The sequence below is a fragment of the Mesorhizobium australafricanum genome, from assembly GCF_033977265.1.
Lineage (GTDB): Bacteria > Pseudomonadota > Alphaproteobacteria > Rhizobiales > Rhizobiaceae > Mesorhizobium > Mesorhizobium australafricanum.
The window spans coordinates 66,161-89,755 of sequence record NZ_JAVIIT010000005.1; the positions used below are offsets into that span (position 1 = coordinate 66,161).

Consider the following 23,595-nt stretch of genomic DNA (forward strand, 5'->3'; position numbering starts at 1 on the left):
CGCGGGAGCCATGGCGCCGCTCAGCTCGGTTCCCTGGCAGTTCAGGCACCCGGCATCGCTGCCGCGATCGTCGGGCTGTCCCAGCCCTCGCCGACAGACAGGACGCAACTCTGGCCTTTGGTGTCGGAGGCAAGCACGGTCCAGCTTCCCTGGTCGGAGACAAATATCTCGAGCACGACGTTCGGATTGATCAGGCCCCGTCCGGCCTCGCTTTCGTGGAACTTGTCGCCAAGCGCCTTGATGATGTCGGCGCGCGCCGCGCATTGCGCGCCCGCGTTCGCCGGCGCGGCTCCGCTAGCCGCAGCCGCTGCCACCAACATTGTCGCCAAAAGAAATCGTGTCATCCGACACCTCCTCGCGCCAGACGAGAACCCCGGCTGCCACCGGCGCTGCTTGATTGCCTGCACGCATGGCAGGAATACAGCCTAAGGCGGATGGTGGTCTGTTGGTTCCATCACACGGCGACGGAATTATTAGAAGATGCAGATGCTCGCCGGGCGCGCTGTGTCGGGGATTCATGCACCTGAAGTTGCGCTTCGCCTTTGGTGGTGCGAACTGGACCGCGCAAGGCTGGGCGGACGAAAGCCTTCGCATTCCCCGGCACCCATGTAAAAGGAAGCGCGGTTTGCACCGCGCTTCCTTGATTTCGGTTTAGGGGACCGTCCGCTCAGTTCATCGTCGGGATGACGAATTCCGCGCCGTCCTTGATGCTCGCCGCGCGCCCGCAGCCGCAACGCGGCGAGGACGCGCAGCCAAGAAACCGTCCGGTCAATTCATCGTCGGGATGACGAATTCCGCGCCGTCCTTGATGCCGGACGGCCAGCGCGAGGTGACGGTCTTGGTCTTGGTGTAGAAGCGGAAGGCGTCCGGGCCGTGCTGGTTGAGGTCGCCGAAGGACGACGCCTTCCAGCCGCCGAAGGTGTAGTAGGCGATCGGAACCGGGATCGGCACGTTGATGCCGACCATGCCGACCTGAACGCGGCTGGCGAAGTCGCGCGCGGCGTCGCCGTCGCGGGTGAAGATGGCGACGCCGTTGCCCATCTCGTGGTCGTTGGCGAGCTTGATGGCATCCTCGTAGCGCGGCGCACGCACCACCGAGAGCACCGGCCCAAAAATTTCTTCCTTGTAGATACGCATGTCGGCGGTCACGTTGTCGAACAGGCAGCCGCCCATATAGTAGCCGTTCTCATAGCCCTGCATCTTGAAGCCGCGGCCGTCGACGACGAGCTTGGCGCCTTCCTTGACGCCGATATCGACGTAACCCTTGACGCGCTCCAGCGCCTGAGCGGTCACCAGCGGGCCGAAATCCGCGGCAGAATCGGTCGACGGACCGACCTTCAGGCTTTCGACGCGCGGCACCAGCTTTTCCATCAGCCGGTTGGCGGTGTCGTTGCCGACCGGCACGGCCACAGAGATCGCCATGCAGCGCTCGCCGGCCGAGCCGTAGCCGGCGCCGATCAGCGCGTCGACGGTCTGGTCCATATCGGCGTCGGGCATGATGATCATGTGGTTCTTGGCGCCGCCAAAACACTGCACGCGTTTTCCCGCCGCGGTGCCGCGCGAATAGATGTAGTGGGCGATCGGCGTCGAGCCGACGAAGCCAATGGCTTTGATGTCCGGATCGTCGAGGATGGCGTCGACGACTTCCTTGTCGCCGTTGACGACATTGAGGATGCCGGCAGGCAGGCCGGCCTCGATGAACAATTCCGCGATGCGGATCGGCACGCCCGGATCGCGCTCCGACGGCTTCAGGATGAAGGCGTTGCCGCAGGCGATGGCCGGCGCGATTTTCCACAGCGGGATCATGGCCGGAAAGTTGAACGGCGTGATGCCGGCGACGACGCCGAGCGGCTGGCGCATCGAATAGACGTCGATGCCGGGGCCGGCGCCGTCGGTGAACTCGCCCTTCATCATATGCGGAGCGCCGATGCAGACCTCGACCACTTCGAGGCCGCGCTGGATGTCGCCCTTGGCGTCGGCGATCGTCTTGCCGTGCTCGCGCGCGAGCATGTCGGCCAGTTCGTCATAGTCGCGGGCGACCAGCTCGAGAAATTTCATCAGCACGCGCACGCGGCGCTGCGGGTTGGTGGCCGCCCACTTGGGCTGCGCCGCCTTGGCGTTCTCGACCGCGGCGCGAAGTTCCGCCTGCGAGGCCAAAGCCACCGTACCGCGCACGGAACCGTCCATCGGCTGCATCACATCCTGCTTGCGGCCGCTGGTGCCGGCGACACGCTTGCCGCCGATGAAATGACCGTATTCGATCATGCTTTCTCTCCCTGTCTTGGTGATGATGCCATTGTCCGCCTTTGCGGCGGCGATGGCAACGCGAGGAAGATCGCAACCGTTGTGCGGAAAATAGACAACGGCGATTGGGCGTGCATTAATTGCCGCAAATGATGGATTGCTGAAAGCGCTGAGGCTTGCGTTTCTTCACACCCCCCTCTGGCCTGCCGGCCATCTCCCCCGCAAGGGGGGAGATCAGACGTCACGCCAGCCTTCGCCAATCACCGGCGCTTGAGAAGAGGCGCCGTCAAGGAAGCTGCCAATCTCCACCCTTGCGGGGGAGATGTCCGGCAGGACAGAGGGGGGTGGGCGGGAACACGACGCCCGTCACCAATCCGGACCATCCCCATGAACTGGGATGACGTCCGCATCTTTCTCGCCGTGGCGCGCGCCGGGCAGATCCTCGGCGCGGCGAAACGCCTGGAGCTCAATCACGCGACCGTGTCGCGCCGCATCGCCGCGCTCGAGGAGGCGCTGAGAACGAAGCTTTTCCGCCGCCTGACCACCGGCAGCGAATTGACGCCCGCCGGCGAGCGCTTCCTCGACATAGCCGAGCGCATGGAAGGCGACATGATCGCCGCGCGCGCGACCATTGCCGGCGAGGGCGACGATGTCTCAGGCACGGTGCGCATCGGCGCGCCCGACGGCTTTGGCGTCGCTTTCCTGGCAAAGCGGCTCGGTGAACTGACCGCGCTGCATCGCGAGCTCACCATCCAGCTGGTGCCGGTGCCGCGCTCCTTCTCTTTGTCGCGGCGCGAGGCCGATATCGCGATCACCGTCGAGCGGCCGACCGAAGGCCGCCTGGTGGCGGGCAAGCTGGTCGACTACACGCTCGGCCTGTTCGCGTCCCGCGCCTATGCCGAAGCCAACGGCCTGCCGAAAGCGCCGGCCGAGCTCGGCCGGCACACGCTGATCGGCTATGTGCCGGACCTCATCGTCAGCCCCTCGCTCGACTACGCCGCCGAGTTCAGCCCTGACTGGCGCACCAGCTTCGCCATCTCCTCGGCGCTCGGCCAGGCAGAAGCGGTGCGCTCCGGCGCCGGCATCGGCATCCTGCACACTTTCGTCGCCCGTTCGATGCCTGAGCTTGTGCCCGTCGACATGGTGGCACCCATCCGCCGCGCCTACTGGCTGGTCTATCATGAATCGGTGAGGCCGCTGCGCCGCGTCCAGCTCGTCGCCAACTTCATCACCAGGGCGGTGGAGCGGGAACGGGGCCTTTTTGTCTAGAACACGATCCAGGCGAAGCGCCGACCAGATACGCGGTCGCCAAAAGAAGCAGACGGATCCCAAAATCCCCTCGCTGCGGCCGGTCTTATCACAGGCAGTTGGTCGTTGCCGCCTTGCCTCCGCCACAAATTCGGCGAGTGTGGCAGCCGCGCGCTTGCCATGCCATGACAGAGCGCGAGGGGACAATCTTTCGGAATGCCGGCGGAAACATGCGAGCCGTTCTTGCCATTCTGCCGTTGCTGTTTCTGTCGGACTGCGCCAATCCCTGGACGAAGGTTCCGGAAGCGGACCTGCCGAAGCCGATCCGCTATGCCTTGTCGCGCCCCTCGCCTTTCGTCATTGGCAATTATTGCGGCCCGGGCACGCGCACCGGCGATCTCTCGGCAAGGCCGGTCGACCGTCTCGATGCCGCCTGCAAGGTGCATGACGCCTGCTACATTGCCCGGCACGACCATTGCGACTGCGACGGCGCGCTGGTCGCCTCTGCGAGGAAGATTCGCGACGACAGGACGGCGCCGCGCAAAATGCGCAGCGAAGCCGAATTGCTGATCGCAACCTTCGCGGTTCCCGTTTGCAGGATCTTTCCGCAGGGCTTCATGCCGCCGCGCGACCCGGCCGAGCTCAAGGCTATGAACGGAGCGACCGGATGACCGTCGGGCCAGCCGTCGCGAAGGCGCTGCTTGGACTGGCGCTGGCAGCACTTGCCGGTTGCGCCGGCATGCCCGGACATTCGGCCTGCGCCTTCTTTCCGGGCGACGAGGCCTGCGGCGACCTGCCCGTCTCGGCGGATAGCACCGGCGCCGAGATAGCCACGGCGCATTACTTCGCGAGCGATGGCGACAGCGCCTATGAGAAGCAGTTCCAGGCGCTGCTCGCCCAAAGCCGCGTCGATGCGCTCGACCGCGCCAATGGCACCGGCCGCTTCGGCCGCGACTGGCGCGATGTCCAGAACAGCGGCTTCCACGCCACCTACGAGGCGCTGCAACGGTTGGCGAAACCGCTCGATAACACTGAGCTGGCACCGGCGCATGGCAAGCCGGGCGAAGGTCATTTCACTGGCCGTTGGCGCATGTCGCGGCAGACCCTCTATCTCGATGCCGCCGCGCGGCCCTCGGCACCCAAGACCTTCAGCTTTTCCGGCCTGCAGGCGCGCTCGGTCGAGATCGTGCTGCGCCAGGCGGGGCAGCAGCCTGTCGATATCAGCGGCACCTGCGACGGCGTGCTCGCGATCCGCGCATCGGACCGATCCACCACCGTCGCCAGGGCTTCGCCATTCCATCTGAACCTGCCAGTCGCCGAAACCTCCGTCAGCCTGTTTCCGGACCAGGCGCTCAGCCGCTGCGATTTGCGCATCGGTTCGACCCTGGCGCCGGCCGGCGTGCCGCTGACCTTGCTGCGCGAGGAGACCGCCGATCCCTGGATCGCGGCGCTCGACAGCCGCTACGACCGCTGCCCGGTGCCCAACCCGGCTGGGATGGAGGAACTCGACCGCGTCTTTTATGCCAGCCGCTGGCTGTCGCAGACCTGCGCGCTGCCGCTGGGATCGCCGACCCTGCTGCGCAAATCGCGCGACGGCTTCAACGCCAAGGTCGAGGCCCTGCTCGGCAGGACGCTGCCGGACAGCGCCTTCGACAAGGCGGATCCCGAACTGCCGCTCGATTTCTCGAACGCCCCGAACCTCAGGCTGATCTACCTGTCGTCGTTGGAGTTCAAGGCGGATTTCTCAGGCCGCGTCATGGAGCGATTGATCCGCCATCACGCAGCACTTGGCACCAAGGTGCGCATCCTGGTAACCGACGTGCTGGAGCGGGAGAAGGACGACGCCATGCTGCACCGGCTGGCATCCGAATTCCCCAATGTCGAATTGCAGGAATATCGCTGGCAGGCCGATCACGGCGCGCCATTCGACGAGCAGATCTCACAGCTGCACAAGACCCATCACATCAAGATGCTGGCGACGCTGGCGCAAGAGCCTGGACGCTCGCGCGTCATCATCGGCGGCCGCAACATCCATGATGGCTTTCTGTTCCACAAGCCGGTCGACCTGACCCGCTATCCGGACCTGGAGCAATACGGCAAGACCGATGGCTTCTCGCTGAACTACTATTCCAACTGGAGCGACTTCGACATCGAGATCGCCGACCAGGCGACCGCCGAGACGCTGGCAGCGCATCTGTCGACCATCTGGCTGCGCGACGCCGACACCAATTTGTCGCGGCCGTTTTCCATTCCGGTTCCCGGCGGAAGCCCGCGCGGCGTGGCGCGGCATTTCATTTCCGTGCCCTATGAGGACGGACATGCGCTGGAGGCCTATTTCGTCGAGCTGATCGACACCGCCGAGCATCGCATCCAGATTGTCAATCCCTACCTCAACCTGACGCCCGCTATCGCCCGGGCCTTCGACCGGGCACTGGCCAGGGGCGTGAAGATCGACGTCGTCGGCCGCATCGATCTCAAGGGCGATATCGGCGGCCGGTTCCTCACCGCGCTCAACAAGCTGTTCGTCGAGAAATACGGCGACCGCATCAACATCCGCGAATTCAAGGCGCCGGATGTCGTGCTGCATTCCAAGATCATGATGATCGACGAAAGGCTGGTCGCCATCTCCTCGGTCAACCTCAACAACCGCAGCTTTTTCCATGACTCAGAGAACGGCATGGTCGTGCTCGATCCGGCTTTCTACCGCAGCATGAAGCCGGTCTATGACGATTACCTCGCCCATTCGCGCCCGGTCACCGCCAATGTCACGATCGGCTGGGCCTACAGGCTGCTATTCAGCGATACCTGGGTCCGGCAGGCATTCTAAACGCGTTTCCCAAAGTGTCTCAAACGCGTATCAAACAGGCTTCAAATAGCGTTCCGGGCTGAGGTCGCGCGCGTTGATCTCCGGCACGCGGTTGGACATGATGTGGGCCAGCACCTTGGCCGAGCCGCAGGCCATGGTCCAGCCGAGCGTGCCGTGGCCGGTATTGAGGTAGAGGTTGGCAACCTCGCTTAGCCCGACCAAAGGCGGTCCGTCCGGCGTCATCGGCCGCAAGCCGCACCAGAAACTCGCCGCCCTGAGATCGCCGCTGCCGGGGAAGAGATCGCCGACCGAATGTTCGAGGGTGCGGCGGCGCGATTCGTGCAGGCGGAGATCATAGCCTGAAATCTCCGCGGTGCCGCCGACACGGATCCGGTCGCCGAGCCGTGTGATCGCCACCTTGTAGGTCTCGTCCATGACGGTCGATACCGGCGCCGCGTCGGCATTGCCGATCGGCACCGTGATCGAATATCCCTTCACCGGATAGACCGGAATCGGCCGCCCCAACTCACGCATGAATTGCGCCGAATGGCTGCCCATCGCCATCACGTAGGCGTCAGCGGACTTCCACCCGGTATCCGTAAGGACGCTGGTGAGGCGATTGCGGTTCCTGACGATGCGCCTGATGGTCGAGCCGTATTCGAAGGTGACGCCGCGCGCCACGCAGAGTTCGGCGAGCTTGTCGGTGAACATCTTGCAGTCACCGGTCTCGTCGCCGGGAAGCCTGAGGCCGCCGACGAATTTCTCGCGCACCGCCGCAAGCGCCGGCTCGGCGGCAATACAGCCGTCGCGGTCGAGGAGCTCGTAAGGCACGCCGTATTTCTTCAGCACCTCGACGTCGCCGCCGGTGCCGTCGAGCTGCTTCTGTTTGCGGAAGAGCTGCAGCGTGCCCTTGGTCCGTTCGTCGTAAGTGATGCCGGTCGCCTCGCGCAGCGCCTTCAGCGTGTCGCGGCTGTATTCGGCAAGCGGCACCATGCGCGACTTGTTGAGCGCATAGCGCTCGGCCGTGCAGTTGCGCAGCATCTTGAGGAGCCACGTCCACATATTCGGGTCGAAGGCCGGTCGCACGACCAGCGGGCCGTATTTCATCAACAGCCATTTGACGGCTTTGACCGGGATGCCAGGCCCGGCCCAGGGCGAGGCGTAGCCCGGCGATACTTCGCCGGCATTGGCGAAGCTGGTTTCGAGCGCCGGCCCCGACTGGCGGTCGTAGACGGTCACTTCATGGCCGGCCTCGGCAAGGAAGTAAGCGGTGGTGACCCCGATCACACCACCGCCCAAAACGATGACTTTCATTCTATGCTCCCTCAAACGCCGATCATGCCGCCGAAGGGCCTGGATCGTCCCCTTCTGTCTGCCGGATTTTGCCGCGCCCGCCAAGAGGCCAGTCATCGGCGGGGGCGCTGTAGACCAGCTTGAGACCGTGGCCTCTCCATCCGGCGGCGCGGTCCTGCGCCGCCCGCCGCGCGGCCTCCGGCTGGTAGGCCACGTCCTCGAGAAGGATCGGCTCAGTGCGGCCGTCGGGCCGCTCGGCCAGCGTGGATTGGCCTGCGCTCATGCCGAGCAGGCAGAGGCCGCGCCAGGTGCCGACCGGCAGGCCGGACCCGACAGGAGCCGATGCTTCGGCTCGCACCAGCGTTCGCGTCTCGGACGAGCCTCCGCCGACGCGGAAAATCACCCGGCTGTCGAGCGTGGCAAGGTCGGGCTCGACAGCCGCGGTCGCAATGACGCTGCTCGCGGCAAGCTTGCGTTCGAGCATCGGCGCGATCGGATCGGCAAATGCGCGACGGCGCATCAGCATCGCCTCGAGCACCGCGAAGTCCTTGGCGGTCAAGCGATAGACGGTTCCGGTCATGGCGCCCTCCGCGGTGACGTTAGCTCGACCGCGTCGATCGCTGCCGAAAGAACCCGGCTATCGCGGCTTCGCCAGGAAACCGTGCTGCCGGCGCGGGCGCCGATCAGCGCCGTTCCAAGCGGCGTCAGCACCGATACGCGTTTTTCCGCGATATCGGCCTCGGCCGGATAGACCAGCGTCACCCTCTGGACGCTTCCCTCTGGGTCGTGAAGCGTTACCGTCGAGCCCATCCGCACCACGTCGGCGGGCATCGCCGCCTCGGCGCACACCCCGGCGCGGTCCATCTCGGCAAGCAGGTCCTCGGCCATATCGGGCACACGGTCGAGAAAGGCCCTGGCAAGATTGCTCAGCCGGTCGTGATCCGCGGCGCTGACAAGGATCGTGTTTCGGGAACGCGATTGCGTTGCTGCATGCATGGCATACCTCATATGCTGGCGCATCGGCGAAGCGAATGCGCGCAAGCCGCCGGCTCCCAATCTTGTCCAGGGATAGAGGCGGCGAACAAACCGGGCCGCAAGGGCTGCCGGCTCGATGAAAATGTCTGGAATTCAAACGCCCCGGTTCACGCGGCCGCCAGCATTGGCGGCCACGCCGGGGCTACGCTCCCGCGATGGGGCAAACCCTGAAGCAGGTTTTGGTATAAGCGAGGTTGCTCATGCCCCGAACCTTGCCGAGAAGCGCCGGCTTGTCAAGCAAGGCGCCAGCCTCAGGCGCCGATGTATCGGCGGTGAAAGCGCGCACCCAGGCTGGTCAATATCTCGTAGCCGATGGTGCCGGCGTGGCCGGCCGCGTCGTCGACGCTTTGCGACGGACCGATGAGCTCGACGAGGTCGCCCTCGCTGAGCCTGCCGGCAGGAAGCGCCGAGATGTCGAGGATGATGGAGTCCATCGACACGCGCCCGATGAACGGCAACCGCACGCCCTCGAACCAGGCGGCTGAAGCCGCGCGCCGGTGCCAGCCGTCGCCATAGCCCAGCGAAATGGTCGCCAGGCTAAGCGGCTCGACCGCATTGTGGGCGTGACCATAGCCGATGCCGGCGCCGGCGCCGACCTGCCGCGTCTGCGCCACCTTGGCTTGCAGCCGTATGACCGGCTGCATCGGGTTGGGTGCGTTGGGCGTCGGGTTGACGCCGTAGAGTGCGGCACCCGGGCGGGCAAGGTCGTAGTGATAGGCCGGCCCGAGAAAGATACCGGAGGAGTTGGCTAAAGAGGCGGGTGCTGCGGGCAGCATCTTGCGCAGCCGGTCGAATTCGAGCCGCTGCTTCCCGTTCGCCGCCTGAAGCGGCTCGTCGGCGCGGGCGAGATGGCTCATCACCAAACGGATGTCGATGCCATCGAAGGCGCCGGTCTCGCCCGCGACCGCCTCGACTTCCGCCGCCGCCATGCCAAGCCGGGCCATGCCGCTGTCGACCTGGATGGCGGCAGGCAGACCCTGGCCCATGCTTCGCGCGGTCTCGCGCCAAGCCTTCAGCTGGATGGCGCTGTTGACGACCGGGCAAAGCCCGGCCGCTGCGGCTTCCGGCTCCGAACCCGGAGGCAGCCCGTTCAGCACGAAGATGTCCGGCCTCGGGCCGATCGCCTTGCGCAGCGCGATGCCCTCGGCAAGCAGCGCGACGAAGAAGATATCGCAGCCCTCTTTCGCCAGCGCCGCCGCCACCTGAGCGGCGCCAAGCCCATAGCCGTCGGCCTTGAGCACGCCGGCGCAGCCGACACCGTTCATTCGCGCCTTCAGCCGGCGATAGTTTTCCCGTATGGCGCCGAGATCGATCGTCAGGATCGCGCCGGCGGCTGCCTCGCTCACCGTCGAACAGCCGCCCGCATCATTTGCCGGAAACCCGCGTCCGGTGCCGTCGTTCATGGCGACCCCCGTTGATGACATCGGCAATCAATACGGCCACGGGGCCGCCTCGACAACCGGACGGATGATGCCGGTCAGCGAGCCAGGTGCTGGAATGCCGCGACAACCTGCTCGTAGACCGTGCGCTTGAACGGCACGATCAGCTCCGGCAGATCCTGCATCGGCCGCCAGGCCCATTGATCGAACTCGGCCGTGTGGCCGCCGGGCGGCGGATTGATCTCGATCTCGCCCTCGTCGCCCTCGAACCGGTAGGCGAACCATTTCTGCGTCTGGCCGCGATAGCGGCCTTTGAAGGCTACGCCGACCAGATGCGGCGGCAGATCGTAATTGATCCAGCGCGGCGCCTCGGCGAGCAACGACACGCTGCGCATGCCGGTTTCCTCATAGAGCTCGCGCCCGGCAGCCTCGATCGGCTCTTCGTCCTTGTCGATGCCGCCTTGCGGCATCTGCCAAAGCTGCGTCGTGCCGGCAAACTCGCTGTCCGGTTCGGCAATGCGGTGCCCGACCCAGACCAGGCCTGCTCGGTTGAGGATCATCAGCCCGACGCAGGGACGGTAAGGCAGCGTTTCAGGATCGATTGTCTTGGCCATGGGCAAGGGTTCCAGCCGTCTTTGAGAATGGACTTCGGCGAGGCGGGTAGGGTTATCCCTTTTGCGGATCGATCGCCACCGCCGAGATCGGCACGATCTCGATACCGCGCTTCTTCGCCTCGGCGATCCAGGACGTCACCGTGTCGACGGTGATATCGAAAGCCGAACCGATGCCGACCGCGCTGCCCTTGGCCCGCGCCGTCGCTTCCAGGCTATCCAGCTTCTTCAGGATCTCGCCGCGGTCCTGCACGGCATCGATCGCCATGTCGCCGGCGACGAAGGGCACGCCGTCCTTCAGCGCCAGGTCAGGCGCCACGCTGCGCGAGGATGAGCCGTCATCGATATAGGCAAGCCCCCGCTTGCCGAGCTCGGCCATGAATGGTCCCATCGCCGATGGGTCGGCCGAGAAGCGCGCGCCCATATAGTTCATGATCCCGGTATAGTTGGTCGTGCGCGACAGCGCCCAGTGCAGGCTCTTCAGGTTTTCGTCCGGGCTGGCCGAGACCGTCAGCGTGTTGCGGCCGGGATTGACATTCGGATAGTCGAACGGCTCGAGCGGCACCTGCATGACGATCTCATGCCCGCTCTGCCTCGCCGCTTGCATCCAGCGGCCGATGCTGTTGCCTTGCGGCGCGAACGCCAGTGTCACTTCGGCCGGCAGCTTGGCGATCGCCGCCTGCGTGCCGGTCTGCGAGACGGCGAGCCCGCCGATGACGATCGCCACGCGCGCGCCGCGCGCACCCGACCACGGCCGCGCATAAACGTCGAACGGCCGCCTTCCATCGGCGGAGCGCATCGGCAGCGGACCGGTGTCGCTGGCCTCGATCAACGCCCTGTCGGGGATGTGGGCGACCTTCAGGTTCTGGCCGAGCGTCGACGGATCGCGGATGACGATCGCCGCTTTCGGCGGGCCGTCGCCCTCCTCGGTCTGGACATGGATAATCTGCGGGCCGCCGCTCTTCATCGGCGTTCCGGCCCGCGGCGCGGCCGCCGCAACCGGAGCCGGCGCAGGTGCTGCCACGGGAGCTGCAATGACCTTCGGTGTCGACACGGCTACTTCTTGCGGTTTGCGGAACGGCTTTTCCCGCAAGGCAATCGCGCCGGAAACGCCGATTGCGGCAAGCACGGCCAGCACAGCGACAAGCGAGCCCGAGCCGATGCCACGCGAGGCAGGCCGCTTTGGCTGGAGCGACTGTCCAAGCGGGCGTTCTATGTCCTTGCCGGTGTCAGCCAAGTTGTGTTCCCCGGAAGCATGCCGCTTTAGTGAATGTCACGATCTTCGTGACATCTCGCGCAAACTTCGCAATCGCTGGCGCGATACCCCAGACGCGTGGCGCCCCAACCGCAATCCCCGAATCAAACTGCCGGAACCTCGCGGTCCCGGCAGCATTGCATTGCTTGGCTCAGCCGGCCAGAGCCGGACTGCGCTACTGGTTCATCACGGCCTTGTCCGGGTTCGGCGGGAACGACGGATCGGTCTTTTGGCCGCGCAGAAGCTGCTCGGCATAGATCAGCTGCAGGTCGTCCTTCGGATCCGGCGGCACATAGGCAGCCGAGCCCGAACCGGTGGAGCTCTCGTCGGCGCCCTTGATGTGACCCTTGAGATCGGATTCGCCGCGGGTCAGGTCACGGCCCTGCAGATCCGGCGGCAACGGCTGGTCGACCTTGATGTCGGGCGTGATGCCCTTGCCCTGGATCGACTTGCCGGACGGCGTGTAATAGAGCGCCGTCGTCAGCCTGAGCGCGCCATTCTCGCCGAGCGGGATGATGGTCTGCACCGAGCCCTTGCCGAAGGACTGCGTGCCGACCACGGTGACGCGGCGCAGATCCTGCAGCGCGCCGGCGACGATTTCCGAGGCGCTCGCCGAACCGCCATTGACCAGCACGATCATCGGCTTGCCGTTGATCTCGTCGACCTGCTTCGGCTTGGCGTCGAAGCGGGTGACGTCCTTCGGGTCGCGGCCGCGGGTCGAAACGATTTCGCCGCGCTTGAGGAAAGCGTCCGACACGCTCACCGCCTGGTCGAGCAGGCCGCCCGGATTGAGGCGCAGGTCGAGCACATAGCCCTTCAGCTTGTCGTCCGGCACCTGCTTCTTGATGGTCTCGATGGCGTTCTCGAGATCGTCATAGGTCTTTTCGGTGAAGGAGGTGATCTTCATGTAGCCGATGTCGTTCTCGACCCGGTACTTCACCGCCTTGACCTTGATGATGTCGCGCACCACCGTCAGCTCGATCGGCTTGTCGGCGCCCTGGCGCAGGATGGTGAGCTTGATCGGCGTGTTGACCGGCCCGCGCATCTTCTCGACCGCGTCATTGAGGGTCAGGCCGCGCACCTCTTCGCCGTCGATCTTGGCGATGTAGTCGCCGGCAAGCACGCCCGCCTTGGCGGCCGGCGTGTCGTCGATCGGCGTGATCACCTTGACGAGGTCGTTCTCCATGGTGACCTCGATGCCGAGGCCGCCGAACTCGCCCTTGGTCTGCACGCGCATGTCCTGCGCCTGCTCGGCGTTCATGTAGGAGGAGTGCGGGTCAAGCGAGGCCAGCATGCCGTTGATGGCGTTCTCGACCAGCGACTTGTCGTCCGGCGGCGTCACATAGTTCGCGCGCACGCGCTCGAAGATGTCGCCGAAGATCGCCAGCTGCTTGTAGGTTTCCGAACCCGCAGCGTTCGCCGCCGAACCCGGTGCGCCGTAGACCAGGCTCATTGCCGATGCGCCCATCAGCGCGCCGGCAAACAGAAGCGACAGTTTCCGCATCATTTCACGTCCTTCCAGAAAATCGGTCCGCCCACCATGGGGCCGGATCGACGGGTTTTCCATCCTTGCGGAACTCGACATAGAGTTCCGACGTCGAATTCTCATTCCGCGAGGCCGAGGTGCTTGCCACCCGGGCCTCTCCCATCGCGCCGATCGGCTCTCCCGCGAGCACCGACTGTCCCGTCGCGACGCTGATTCTGCTCATCCCAGCCAGGACGACATGATACCCATCACCCGCATTGAGGATCAAGAGTTGTCCATAGGAGCGAAACGGCCCCGCATAAAGCACGTTTCCATCCGCCGGCGCGGTGACGATGGCCCCCGATTGTGTCGCAACCATGTCGCCCTGCATCGGTGCGCCGTTGCCGTCATCGGTGCCGAAACGCCGTTTGATCCTGCCGATGACCGGCAGCGCGATCTGGCCTTGCAATGCCGAAAACGGTGCCGATCCCGTGAGGCGGTTAGCCTCCGGCACCGGCAGCGCGGCAAGTTCGGTCGTCGAGGCCGTCGTGTCGCTGTCGGTCGATTTCCGCTCGCCCGCCTTAGCCTGGTCCTGCGCCTTGCGCGCCTTGTCGGCTTCGAGCGAGGCGATCAGGTCCTTGAGGCTGCTGGCCTTTGCCGCCAGCTGCTGCGAGCGCTGCTGCTCGGCCGCGATCGCCGTTTGGGTATCGGCCTGCAGCTTTTTCTTGGCCTCGAGCAGCATGGTGAGCCGCTTCTTCTCCGCCGTCTGGTCCGTGACGGCGGTGGTGAGCCTGGCCCGTTCGGCCTCGATCGAGGCCGTCACCCGCGTCTGTTCCTTGAGATCGGCCATCAGCCTGTCGGTCTGCTGGCGCAGTTCCGGCACCACGGCGCCAAGCAGGATGGCGCTGCGCACCGACGACAGCGCATCCTCCGGCTTGACCAGGATCGCCGGCGGCGGATTGAGCCCCATGCGCTGTAGCGCGCCGAGCACTTCGGCCAGCACGTCGCGCCGTGCCGCGAGCGAGGCGCGCAGCTTCTTTTCCTCGGCCTTCAGCCCTTCGAGCTTGGCGCCGATGTCCTCGATGTCCTGGCCGAGCTTCTGTTCCGTCATCGCCGACTGGATGAGCGCCGCGGTGATCGAGGCATAATCCTTGCGGACCGAGGCGATGTCGGCGGCAAGCTTGGCCAGCCGCTCCGACGACAGGGTGATCTCCTTGGAAACCTGCTCGTATTCGGCCCGGCTCTGATCCGGATCGGGCGCGAGGGCGAGCGAATTTTCGGCCGCCCGCACCGGGCCGAGCACAACCAGGGCGGCGACAAGGGTCAAACCGCAGCGGCTGCGCCAGGCGCGCGTTCTCGAATTCCAGCCTTCAGACATCAGGCCTCGACTCTATCCGCCGCTTCGTTAACGAACCATCAACCATGTTGGAAGCGCCGCTGTGATCGTAATGTCGAGTTATTGAGGCGGAAATCCGGATAGCTACGTGTCTTCCGATCGCGCTTCTACGACCTGCAGATCCTCGGCCAGCCGTACCGGCACATCCATTCGATCATGCAGGATGCTCACGACGCCAATCCGGTCGCCGGAAAGCTTGCGGAAGAACACGTAGTGGCGGCCATAGTGGCTGAAATAGACGTCCACCTTCAAATCGGCGGCAATCGCCAAATTGCCGGGGAGCTTTCGCCAGAGAGGAGGTGTTTCGAAAAGGATCTGCAAGTGCTGATGCAGGCCCGTGACATAGCGGATGGCCTGCGCCTCGCCCCATTTCTCGACGGTATCGTTCCAGATTCGGTCCTGCGCTGCGTCCGCTGGCGGATAGAACAGATACCCTGCCATGGCTAGAGGCTTCGGCGTTGATTGCGCCGAATAACATCCTCAGCCGATACGGACCGGAATTCGCTCTCTTCAGCCCTCAGACCTGGCTCAAGCTGCCTCTTCAACCAGTCCCACGCTTCGTCGCGGGTCTGCAAATCGCGACGGATCAAGGCGCGGATATACTCGCTGGCATTTTCGTAAAGGCCGTTCTCGCCGATCTGCTGTTGCAGATGCGCCTGGAGTTTACCGCCGACACGAACATGAATGCTGTTATCTGCTGCCATAAACCAAAGATCCTGCTCGCCTCACATTATGGAAGCGTCGCAAATATTGTCAATATCTGCTACAGTCGATCAAAGTCCTATGCTGTGGCACCCGAGGCCGAGGCCCGTCCAGGTTCCGGTCTTTGAGCGCCCCCTCACGACCGATGGTAGGGATGACCTGCCAAGATGGTCGCGATCCGGTAGAGTTGCTCGCCCAGCATCACGCGCACCAGCTGGTGCGGCCAGGTCAGCGTGCCGAACGACAGCACCAGGTCCGCCTGCTCGCGCAAGGGTTTGTCATGACCGTCGGCGCCGCCGATGGCGACGACCAGCGCCTTGCGGCCGCCGTCGCGCAACTGGCCGATGCGGGCGGCCAGATCCTCTGAGGAGAGCGACTTGCCGCGTTCGTCGAGCAGGATGAGGACAGCGCCGGACTGCAACTGCGCCTGCAGCTTCTGGGCTTCCTCGCGGCGCCGCTCGTCGGCGCTCTGTCCGCGGCTTTCGGGAACTTCGACGATACCGGCAAACTCCAGCCCGACCGCGGGCCCGCTTTTGGCGAAGCGCTCGAAATAGCGGTCGGCGAGTTCTCTCTCGGGGCCGGTCTTCATCCGGCCCACGGCATGAACGGTGATCTTCATCCTCGCCCCGGCGAGCTTGTCCTAACGCATACCGTGACGTTTCACGGCACGCGGATCAAGGCTCAGTGCAAGGTCTCTTCCTCGAGATCCGGCGCCTGCCACATCTTTTCGAGATTGTAGAATTCGCGGACTTCGGGGCGGAAGACATGGACGATGATGTCGCCCGAATCGATCAGGACCCAGTCGGCGCCAGCCAGCCCCTCGACACGCGCCGTGCCGAGACCGGCATCCTTCAGCGCCTTGAGAAGATGATCGGCGACAGCCGAGACATGACGGTGCGACCGGCCCGAGGCGATGACCATAAAGTCCCCGAGGCTCGATTTTCCCTGGATGTCGATTGAGACGATGTTTTCGGCCTTGGAGTCTTCCAGACTGGCAAGGACTGTGTCGATGGCAAGGGACGCGGCAGCGTTTCCGCTGATCCCTGCCGGCGAAGGCATGACGTCAGCCTTCTTCCGCAGTGCTGTTCTCAGTGTGTTTCCTTTCCCAACAAGAACAACCAAATCACCAGGCAAATCAGGTGACACCACTTAGATAGGCAGAGTTCCGTTGCAGTTTCAAGACGCGGCCCCGGTCGCCCGCGTCCGCGCGCCGATCCAGAGGGCTGTCAGATGGGGGCAAAAGGCGGGAACTGATCTCCGGCGCATGGGTTATCGGCACTCCGACCAACGAGATTCCGCCATGCCCACCGACCCGCAAACCGTCCTTGTCACCATCCAGGCGGCAGTTGCGCAACTCAGCGCCTTGATCGTTTCCTATTCCTTCTCGGCCATCGGCGCCGTCATCCTTCTGGTTGTCGGCTATTTCGTCGCCGGCCTTGCCGAGCGCTCGATCCGTGCCGCCCTGGGCCATATCCACGGCTTCGACGCCACCTTGCGGCATTTCTTCTCCAAGATCGTCCGCTACGCCATCCTGATCCTGGTCACCATTATGGTGCTCGGCCAGTTCGGGGTGCAGACCGCCTCCATCATCGCCGCCATCGGCGCCATCGGTCTCGCTATCGGACTGGCGCTGCAGGGCACGCTGCAGAACATTGCCGCCGGCATCATGCTTCTGGCGCTCAGACCCTTCCGCATCGGCGAATATGTCGAGGTCGGCTCGATCTCAGGTACCATAGAGGAGATCGGCCTCTTCGCCACCAAGCTGCGCTCCGTCGACGGCGTCTATGTGCTGGCGCCCAATTCGACGCTGTGGAACCAGCCGGTGCGCAACTTCACACGCAACGGCGTGCGGCGCACCGACGTCACCTTGAGCATCGGCTCCTGGAACGATATCGACCGCGCGCAAAAGACGCTGCTTGTCATCGCCGGTGCCGAAAAGCGCATTCGGCGCGAGCCGGCGCCGATCGCCTTCGTGGCCAATCTCGGCGACACGACGGTTTCGCTCACTTTGCGCTACTGGACCTCGGCCGCCGACTACTTCTCCACCCAGATCGACACGACCAAGCGCGCCAAGCAGGCCTTTGACAGCGAGGGCATCTCGATCCCGCTGCCGCCGCCGGAAGTGCCGGCGCCTGAGGCACGCAGGCAGTAAGCCCATCGGCTCTTCACTTGGGAGCAGTCGTCTCGTCCGGCGCGAAGGCAAGCTCCACCGGCAAAGGCGTCTGCGCGCTCATCGGCGCGAAGCTGCCGCTTGTTGGAGCTGGAGTCGGCCGCCCCGCCATCACGCGCCACAGCACGAACAGGCAGAAGGCCGAAGCGATGACGATGCCGACATAGATGAAGGTCGCGGTACCGAAGACGGCGGAAAGCGCCGTCACGATGCCCGGCACGATGAAGCCGGCCAGCGACCAGGCAAACAGCATCGAGCTCGAAAGCGCCAAAAGCTCGTCCTTGGCGGCGCGGTCGGCGGCATGCGCGCTGGAGAGCGCATAGATCGATTCCGACGCCCCGTCCCAGATCAGGTAGATCACCACCAGCACCATCAGCGCGCCGCCGTCGAAGACGATGGCGAGCACGCTGGCAAAGGTCGCGAGCGCCGCCGCGCCCGCCAGCACGTAGCGGCGGTCGGTGCGGTCCGAGATCCAGCCGAGCGGGATCTGCAGGATCAGGGTGCCGACCGGCATTGCCGACAACAGCAGCGCCACATCGGCCTGGCTGTAGCCCTTGGCGGTGGCGTGGATCGGTGCGAAGCCGGAAACGATCATCGAAAGGCCTCCGACCGCCAGCATGCCGGCGACGCCGACCGGCGAGATCCGCCAGGCGCGGCGAAGCGCTACCGATGCGGCCTGCGGCGCGGGCGGCTGCGCAAGCCGCGTCATGCCCACCGGCAAAATCGACAGCGCGGTGAAGGTGATGCCGATCAGCGAGGCGGCGGCCGTGTGGATGTCGACCACGGCCAGCATCGCGTAGCCGACACCCAGCCCGGCGATGTAAGCAACATAAAATACTGCCATCACCCGGCCGCGGATCGCATTCGGCAAGGCGTCGTTCAGCCAGCTCTGCGCGACGATGAACAGGCCGCAAATGGCGAAGCCGTAAAGCGCGCGCGCGGCGATCCACAGCAGTGGGATCGGCCCGGAGCCGATCGCCGCGTTGGAAAGCGCGATCAGCGCCGAAAGCACCATGAAGGCGCGGGCGTGACCGACGCGCCGGACGAGCGGCCCGGTCAGGATGCAGCCCGCCAGCCCGCCGGCCGAAAGCCCGGTGACGATCAGCCCGGCCCAGGTGGGGTCGAAACCGTCGGCGCCGAGGCGCACCGGGATATAGGCGAACATCAGCCCATTGCCGATCGCAATCAGCGCCATCGACACGATGACGCTGGCAATGGCAATCAGCGGCGACGTTTGCGCGGCGCCGCCCGGATCGGTCTTGGTGGGATTCTTCTCCAGCATGCGTTCGCAGCTTCGCTTACCGGCCGGCCAAAAGCCGCCTCAAAAGCGACATGGCGCGCCTTCCCTTCCCCCCTTGTGGGGGAAGGTGGAAGCTACCCCTTCGCCTTGCGGATCGCGGTGGACGAGAGCGAGGATCGTGGCCCGTGGATGAAAGTCCAGGCCGGCGCTTGCATGCGGGCAAGCAGCGGAGCATCGCCTTCATCGACACGGGCATAGTCGAAGGTCTTGGCGACCACAGAAGACAGGAAGGAGAGCGTGGCGCCGGGGCGATCGATGACCGCGATCGGGAAGGTCAGCACGATCTCGCGCCAGCGCTGCCAGCGGTGAAAATCGCGCAAGCTGTCCGCGCCCATGATCCAGACGAAATCGACGCCCGGGTTGCGCGCCTTGACCAGGGCCAGCGTGTCGGCGGTGTAGCGCACGTGCTGCGCCGCCTCGAAGGCGGTGACCTTGATCTTGGGGTTCCTGGCGATCTTTTCGGAGAGTTCTATCCGCTCCGCGAGCGGCGCCAGCTCCCGCACGCTTTTGAGCGGATTGCCCGGCGTCACCATCCACCACAGCTGGTCGAGCGCAAGCCGTCTGAGCGCGATCTCCGCGACCAGCGCATGACCGGCATGCGGCGGATTGAACGAGCCACCGAAGAGACCAACTGTCAGGCCCTTGGCGGCGTGCGGCATACGGACGTAGCGGGCGGGTACCGGCTGTTCAGGTTGGGAAAGCATGGTGTTAGGCGCCCCCCTCTGCCCCGCCGGGCATCTCCCCCTCAAGGGGGGAGATCAGATGTCGCCGCGACTTTCGCCAATCGCTAGCGTTGCAAGCCGAGCGGCGGCGCCCAAGCCGCCAATCTCCCCCCTTGAGGGGGGTGAGGAGTGGTCCGCGAAGCGGACGGGAAGCCAATTGCTTGGCTTTCCGAACGACGAACGCCCGGAGCGAAAGCGAAGGGCCGGGTCCGGCAGGACAGAGGGGGGTGCCTTGGCGCAAAGGCTCACGCTCTGGCGAAAAACGTCAAGGCCTCACCTGTCCCGACCCGCGCACGCGGTATTTGAACGAGGTGAGCTGCTCGACGCCGACCGGCCCGCGCGCATGCATCTTGCCGGTGGCGATGCCGATCTCGGCGCCCATGCCGAACTCGCCGCCATCGGCGAATTGTGTCGAGGCGTTGTGCAGGAGGATCGCCGAATCGATCTCGTTGAAGAAGCGCTCAACCGCCCTCGCATCCTCCGCGATGATCGCCTCGGTATGGTGCGAGGAAAACCTCTCGATATGCTCGATCGCCCCGGTGACGCCGTCGACCAGCCTCACCGCGATGATGGCGTCGAGATATTCCGTCACCCAGTCGGCATCGGTCGCCGGGCTGGCGTCGGTGAAAGCTTTCATCACCTCGGCGTCGGCATGGATTTCACAGCCGGCAGCGCGCAGCGCCTCCAGGATCGGCACCAGATGCGTGGCGGCGACCGCGCGGTCGATCAGCAAGGTCTCGGCGGCACCGCAGACGCCGGTGCGCCGCATCTTGGCGTTGACGGCGATCGCCACCGCCATGTCGAGCTTTGCCGAGCGGTCGACATAGAGATGGCAGATGCCTTCGAGATGCGCGAAGACCGGCACCCGCGCCTCGGTCTGCACGCGCCCGACCAGGCTTTTGCCGCCGCGCGGAATGATGACGTCGAGATTGCCGCCAAGCCCTTTCAGCATCTCGCCGACAGCGGCGCGGTCGGTGGTCGGCACCAGCTGGATGGCATCCGGCGGCAGGCCGGCCGCCTTCAGCCCTTCGACCATGCAGGCATGGATCGCCGATGATGAATTGATCGAATCCGAGCCGCCGCGCAGGATCACCGGATTACCCGCTTTCAGGCAAAGCGCGCCGGCGTCCGCCGTTACATTCGGCCGGCTTTCGTAGATGACGCCAATGATGCCGAGCGGCGTGCGCACACGCTCGATATTGAGGCCGTTCGGCCTGTCCCATGCGGCAATGACATCGCCGACCGGGTCCTTAAGCGCGGCGATCTCGCGAATGCCGTCGGCCATCGCCTTGATCCGCGACGCGTCAAGCTTCAGCCGATCCATGAAAGAGCCTGACAAACCGGTTTCCTCGCCGTTCGACATGTCGATGGCATTGGCGTCGAGGATGGCCTGCTCGTTGCGCAGGATGGCGTCGGCCATGGCGGCCAAAGCGTCGTTCTTGGCTTTGGTGGAAGCGACGGCAAGCGGTCGGGCGGCAGCGCGGGCGCGGCGGCCGATATCGGCCATCAGCGCCACCATGTCTTCCCCGGATCTTTCATGCAGCTTCAGCATGGTCATCCTCCGCTTAGTCGTCGGCCAATACTCTAGCCGTCGGCCAATACTTGGTCGCCGGCGACGCTTACCACAAGGTCGTCGCGATGGATCATCGCCGAGCGCGCCTCGTAGCCGAGCACATTTTCGATCTCGGCCGTCTTCAGGCCAGCGATCCTTACGGCATCGGCGGCATCATAGGCAACAAGGCCACGCGCGATCTCGCGGCCTTCGGGCGACAGGATCGCCACAGTGTCGCCGCGCGAGAAATTGCCGCTGACCAACTTGACGCCGGCCGGCAGCAGCGACTTGCCCGATTTCAGCGCCCCGATGGCGCCGGCATCGACGGTGAGCCGACCGGCCGGCTCGAGCTGCCCGGCGATCCAGGTCTTGTAACCCTTCACCGGACTGGCGCTGGGCTTGAAGAAGGTCGCGCGTTCGCCGCGTTCGATCGCCATCAGCGGCGAGAGCCTGGTGCCCGACGTGATGATCATGGCGGTGCCTGCGGCGTTGGCGATCTTGCCGGCATCGAGCTTCGTGCGCATGCCGCCGCGCGACAGCTCTGAAGCCGCCGCCCCCGCCATCGCCTCGATGTCGGGCGTGATGCGGTCGACCACCGGGATGAACTTGGCCTGCGGGTCCTTGGCCGGCGGCGCCGTATAGAGTCCGTCGATGTCGGAGAGCAGCACCAGAAGATCGGCGCCCATCATCGTCGCCACCCGCGCCGCCAGCCGGTCATTGTCGCCATAGCGGATTTCCGACGTCGCCACCGTGTCGTTCTCGTTGATGACCGGCACCGCCTTCATCTTGAGCAGGGTCGAGATCGTCGCGCGGGCATTGAGGTAGCGGCGGCGTTCCTCGGTATCGCCAAGTGTCAAAAGGATCTGGCCGGATTTCAGCCCGTCCTTGCCGAGCGCGTCCGACCAGGCGCCGGCGAGCGCGATCTGGCCGACGGCCGCCGCCGCCTGGCTTTCCTCGAGCTTCAGCGCGCGCTTGCCGAGGCCGAGGATAGTACGGCCGAGCGCGATGGCGCCCGAAGATACGACCAGCACTTCGGCACCGGCATTGGCGAGCATCGCGATGTCGTCGGCCAGAGAGCTCAGCCAGTCGCGTTTCAGGCCGGTCGCGCGATCGACGAGCAGCGCCGAGCCGATCTTCACGGTGATGCGCCGGTATGATTTCAGCGAAGTCGTCATTGCTGCCAACGCGTCTCGACAGGAGCGGGCACGGCATCGCGGGCTTCAGCCACCACCGCCATCAGCGCGCGCTGCACGGCTTCCACGCCTTCACCGGTGACGGCCGACACCAGCATCGGCGCGCGGCCGGCGGCACGCTTCAGCGAAGCGGCCTTCTTCTTGCGCTGATCCGCGTCGAGGATGTCGATCTGGCTGAGCGCGACGATCTCGACCTTGTCGGTCAGCCCATTGCCATAGGCGTCCAATTCGGCACGCACGGTCTTGTAGGCCTTGCCCGGATTTTCCTCCTGCGCCGAGACCAGATGCAGCAGCACGCGCGTGCGCTCGACATGACCGAGGAAGCGGTCCCCGATGCCCACCCCCTCATGCGCGCCCTCGATCAGGCCGGGTATGTCGGCAAGCACGAATTCGCGGCCGTCGATGCGGGCAACGCCGAGACCCGGATAGAGCGTCGTGAACGGATAATCGGCGATCTTCGGCTTGGCGGCGGTCACGGCGGCAAGGAAGGTCGACTTGCCGGCATTGGGCAGCCCGACCAGACCGGCATCCGCGATCAGCTTCAATCTCAGCCAGATGCTCAGCTCCTCGCCCGGCAGGCCGGGATTGGCGCGCCGCGGCGCCTGGTTGGTCGAGGTCTTGAAATGCTGGTTGCCGAACCCGCCATTGCCGCCCTTGGCAAGCAGGAAGCGCTGGCCGACAATTGTCAGGTCGCAGATCAGCGTCTCATTGTCCTCGGCAAAGATCTGGGTGCCGGCCGGCACTTTCAGCGTGATGTCGGCGCCCTTGGCGCCGGTCATGTTGCGGCCCATGCCGTGCATGCCGGTCTTGGCCTTGAAATGCTGCTGGTAGCGGTAGTCGATCAGCGTGTTCAGCCCGTCGACCGCTTCGGCCCAGACATCGCCGCCGCGGCCGCCGTCGCCGCCATCCGGACCGCCGAACTCAATGAATTTCTCGCGCCGGAACGACACCGAACCGGCGCCGCCGTCGCCGGAGCGGATATAAACCTTGGCCTGGTCGAGGAATTTCATCGTCGTTTCGAGTTTCTGCCGATGGCCTTGAGCGATTGCTTTAAGGCATGTTGAGAAGCGCAGGAGATCGGCATTTGCAGACCGGCATCACCTGAATCCCGACATGCCTTAAACCAAGGCGGGGCCTAGGGCGAGGCCGATTTGCGACTAAAGCGCCGGATGCCCTTTTGCCGAGGACGCGGTAGCACTGTTACGGGGACGTGACTGGAGGGGC

The 23,595-nt window shown here is 65.1% G+C and carries 23 protein-coding genes; 4 read left to right on the forward strand and 19 right to left on the reverse strand.

Going from position 1 to position 23,595, the window contains the following annotated elements:
- Positions 1–41: 41 nt before the first annotated feature.
- Together RFM98_RS11655 and RFM98_RS11660 are read right to left on the reverse strand one after the other, a co-directional pair.
- Entirely contained in the window at positions 42–344 is a 303-nt protein-coding gene (locus tag RFM98_RS11655; protein WP_320309008.1) for a hypothetical protein, read from the reverse strand.
- A gap of 424 nt (positions 345–768) precedes the next feature.
- A complete protein-coding gene (locus tag RFM98_RS11660) occupies positions 769–2,265 on the reverse strand; it encodes a CoA-acylating methylmalonate-semialdehyde dehydrogenase (protein ID WP_320309009.1) in 1,497 nt (498 codons plus the stop codon).
- 366 nt (positions 2,266–2,631) lie between these two features.
- On the opposite strand from RFM98_RS11660, the gene RFM98_RS11665 reads away from it, so the two are divergent.
- The 3 genes from RFM98_RS11665 to RFM98_RS11675 all read left to right on the forward strand — a co-directional run bounded on the left by RFM98_RS11665 (position 2,632) and on the right by RFM98_RS11675 (position 6,319).
- Positions 2,632–3,513 (forward strand): LysR family transcriptional regulator, encoded by an 882-nt coding sequence (locus RFM98_RS11665; RefSeq protein WP_320215165.1) that lies wholly within the window; start codon positions 2,632–2,634, stop codon positions 3,511–3,513.
- Positions 3,514–3,722: 209 nt separating this feature from the next.
- Entirely contained in the window at positions 3,723–4,163 is a 441-nt protein-coding gene (locus RFM98_RS11670; RefSeq protein WP_320309010.1) for a phospholipase A2 family protein, read from the forward strand.
- Positions 4,160–6,319: a phospholipase D-like domain-containing protein gene (locus RFM98_RS11675; RefSeq protein ID WP_320309011.1), complete on the forward strand. Its 2,160-nt coding sequence runs from the start codon at positions 4,160–4,162 to the stop codon at positions 6,317–6,319. The genes RFM98_RS11670 and RFM98_RS11675 overlap by 4 nt, the downstream gene beginning before the upstream one ends.
- Positions 6,320–6,349: 30 nt before the next feature.
- Here the strand turns inward: RFM98_RS11675 and RFM98_RS11680 are convergent, their stop codons facing one another.
- The 12 genes from RFM98_RS11680 to rsfS all read right to left on the reverse strand — a co-directional run bounded on the left by RFM98_RS11680 (position 6,350) and on the right by rsfS (position 16,493).
- A complete protein-coding gene (locus tag RFM98_RS11680; RefSeq protein WP_347349891.1) occupies positions 6,350–7,708 on the reverse strand; it encodes a D-amino acid dehydrogenase in 1,359 nt (452 codons plus the stop codon).
- Positions 7,635–8,171 (reverse strand): GreA/GreB family elongation factor, encoded by a 537-nt coding sequence (locus RFM98_RS11685; protein WP_320309013.1) that lies wholly within the window; start codon positions 8,169–8,171, stop codon positions 7,635–7,637. The genes RFM98_RS11680 and RFM98_RS11685 overlap by 74 nt, the downstream gene beginning before the upstream one ends.
- The gene (gene rnk / locus RFM98_RS11690) at positions 8,168–8,587 is read right to left on the reverse strand and encodes a nucleoside diphosphate kinase regulator (RefSeq protein WP_320309014.1); all 420 of its coding nucleotides are present in this window, start codon (positions 8,585–8,587) and stop codon (positions 8,168–8,170) included. The genes RFM98_RS11685 and rnk overlap by 4 nt, the downstream gene beginning before the upstream one ends.
- Positions 8,588–8,877: 290 nt before the next feature.
- On the reverse strand, positions 8,878–10,029 hold the full coding sequence (gene alr / locus RFM98_RS11695; protein ID WP_320309015.1) for an alanine racemase: 1,152 nt from the start codon (positions 10,027–10,029) through the stop codon (positions 8,878–8,880).
- A gap of 74 nt (positions 10,030–10,103) precedes the next feature.
- On the reverse strand, positions 10,104–10,619 hold the full coding sequence (locus tag RFM98_RS11700) for an RNA pyrophosphohydrolase (protein WP_320309016.1): 516 nt from the start codon (positions 10,617–10,619) through the stop codon (positions 10,104–10,106).
- A 52-nt stretch (positions 10,620–10,671) separates the two neighbouring features.
- A complete protein-coding gene (locus RFM98_RS11705; RefSeq protein ID WP_320309017.1) occupies positions 10,672–11,853 on the reverse strand; it encodes a divergent polysaccharide deacetylase family protein in 1,182 nt (393 codons plus the stop codon).
- A gap of 193 nt (positions 11,854–12,046) precedes the next feature.
- Positions 12,047–13,378, reverse strand: a complete 1,332-nt coding sequence (locus RFM98_RS11710) for a S41 family peptidase (protein WP_320309018.1) — start codon at positions 13,376–13,378, stop codon at positions 12,047–12,049.
- 1 nt (position 13,379) lies between these two features.
- Positions 13,380–14,714, reverse strand: coding sequence for a murein hydrolase activator EnvC family protein (locus tag RFM98_RS11715; protein WP_320309019.1), 1,335 nt, complete (start codon positions 14,712–14,714; stop codon positions 13,380–13,382).
- A 102-nt stretch (positions 14,715–14,816) separates the two neighbouring features.
- Positions 14,817–15,173 carry a type II toxin-antitoxin system RelE/ParE family toxin gene (locus RFM98_RS11720; RefSeq protein ID WP_320309020.1) on the reverse strand — a complete coding sequence of 119 codons (357 nt, stop codon included), beginning with the start codon at positions 15,171–15,173 and terminating at the stop codon, positions 14,817–14,819.
- Positions 15,174–15,175: 2 nt separating this feature from the next.
- A complete protein-coding gene (locus tag RFM98_RS11725) occupies positions 15,176–15,436 on the reverse strand; it encodes a ribbon-helix-helix domain-containing protein (RefSeq protein ID WP_040991618.1) in 261 nt (86 codons plus the stop codon).
- Positions 15,437–15,570: 134 nt separating this feature from the next.
- Positions 15,571–16,053, reverse strand: coding sequence for a 23S rRNA (pseudouridine(1915)-N(3))-methyltransferase RlmH (gene rlmH, locus RFM98_RS11730; RefSeq protein WP_320309021.1), 483 nt, complete (start codon positions 16,051–16,053; stop codon positions 15,571–15,573).
- A gap of 62 nt (positions 16,054–16,115) precedes the next feature.
- On the reverse strand, positions 16,116–16,493 hold the full coding sequence (gene rsfS, locus RFM98_RS11735) for a ribosome silencing factor (RefSeq protein ID WP_320215178.1): 378 nt from the start codon (positions 16,491–16,493) through the stop codon (positions 16,116–16,118).
- 241 nt (positions 16,494–16,734) lie between these two features.
- Here rsfS and RFM98_RS11740 point away from each other — a divergent pair, with 241 nt between their 5' ends.
- Positions 16,735–17,586, forward strand: a complete 852-nt coding sequence (locus tag RFM98_RS11740) for a mechanosensitive ion channel family protein (protein WP_320309022.1) — start codon at positions 16,735–16,737, stop codon at positions 17,584–17,586.
- A 13-nt stretch (positions 17,587–17,599) separates the two neighbouring features.
- Here the strand turns inward: RFM98_RS11740 and RFM98_RS11745 are convergent, their stop codons facing one another.
- The 5 genes from RFM98_RS11745 to obgE form a co-directional block, all read right to left on the reverse strand.
- On the reverse strand, positions 17,600–18,886 hold the full coding sequence (locus tag RFM98_RS11745; protein WP_320309023.1) for an MFS transporter: 1,287 nt from the start codon (positions 18,884–18,886) through the stop codon (positions 17,600–17,602).
- Between the two features lie 92 nt (positions 18,887–18,978).
- Positions 18,979–19,563, reverse strand: a complete 585-nt coding sequence (locus tag RFM98_RS11750) for a nicotinate-nucleotide adenylyltransferase (RefSeq protein WP_320309281.1) — start codon at positions 19,561–19,563, stop codon at positions 18,979–18,981.
- Positions 19,564–19,891: 328 nt separating this feature from the next.
- Positions 19,892–21,178, reverse strand: a complete 1,287-nt coding sequence (locus tag RFM98_RS11755; RefSeq protein ID WP_320309024.1) for a glutamate-5-semialdehyde dehydrogenase — start codon at positions 21,176–21,178, stop codon at positions 19,892–19,894.
- A gap of 32 nt (positions 21,179–21,210) precedes the next feature.
- Positions 21,211–22,353 carry a glutamate 5-kinase gene (proB, locus tag RFM98_RS11760; protein ID WP_320309025.1) on the reverse strand — a complete coding sequence of 381 codons (1,143 nt, stop codon included), beginning with the start codon at positions 22,351–22,353 and terminating at the stop codon, positions 21,211–21,213.
- Positions 22,350–23,381 carry a GTPase ObgE gene (gene obgE / locus RFM98_RS11765; RefSeq protein ID WP_320309026.1) on the reverse strand — a complete coding sequence of 344 codons (1,032 nt, stop codon included), beginning with the start codon at positions 23,379–23,381 and terminating at the stop codon, positions 22,350–22,352. Before obgE ends, proB begins: the two co-directional genes overlap by 4 nt.
- Positions 23,382–23,595: the final 214 nt, after the last annotated feature.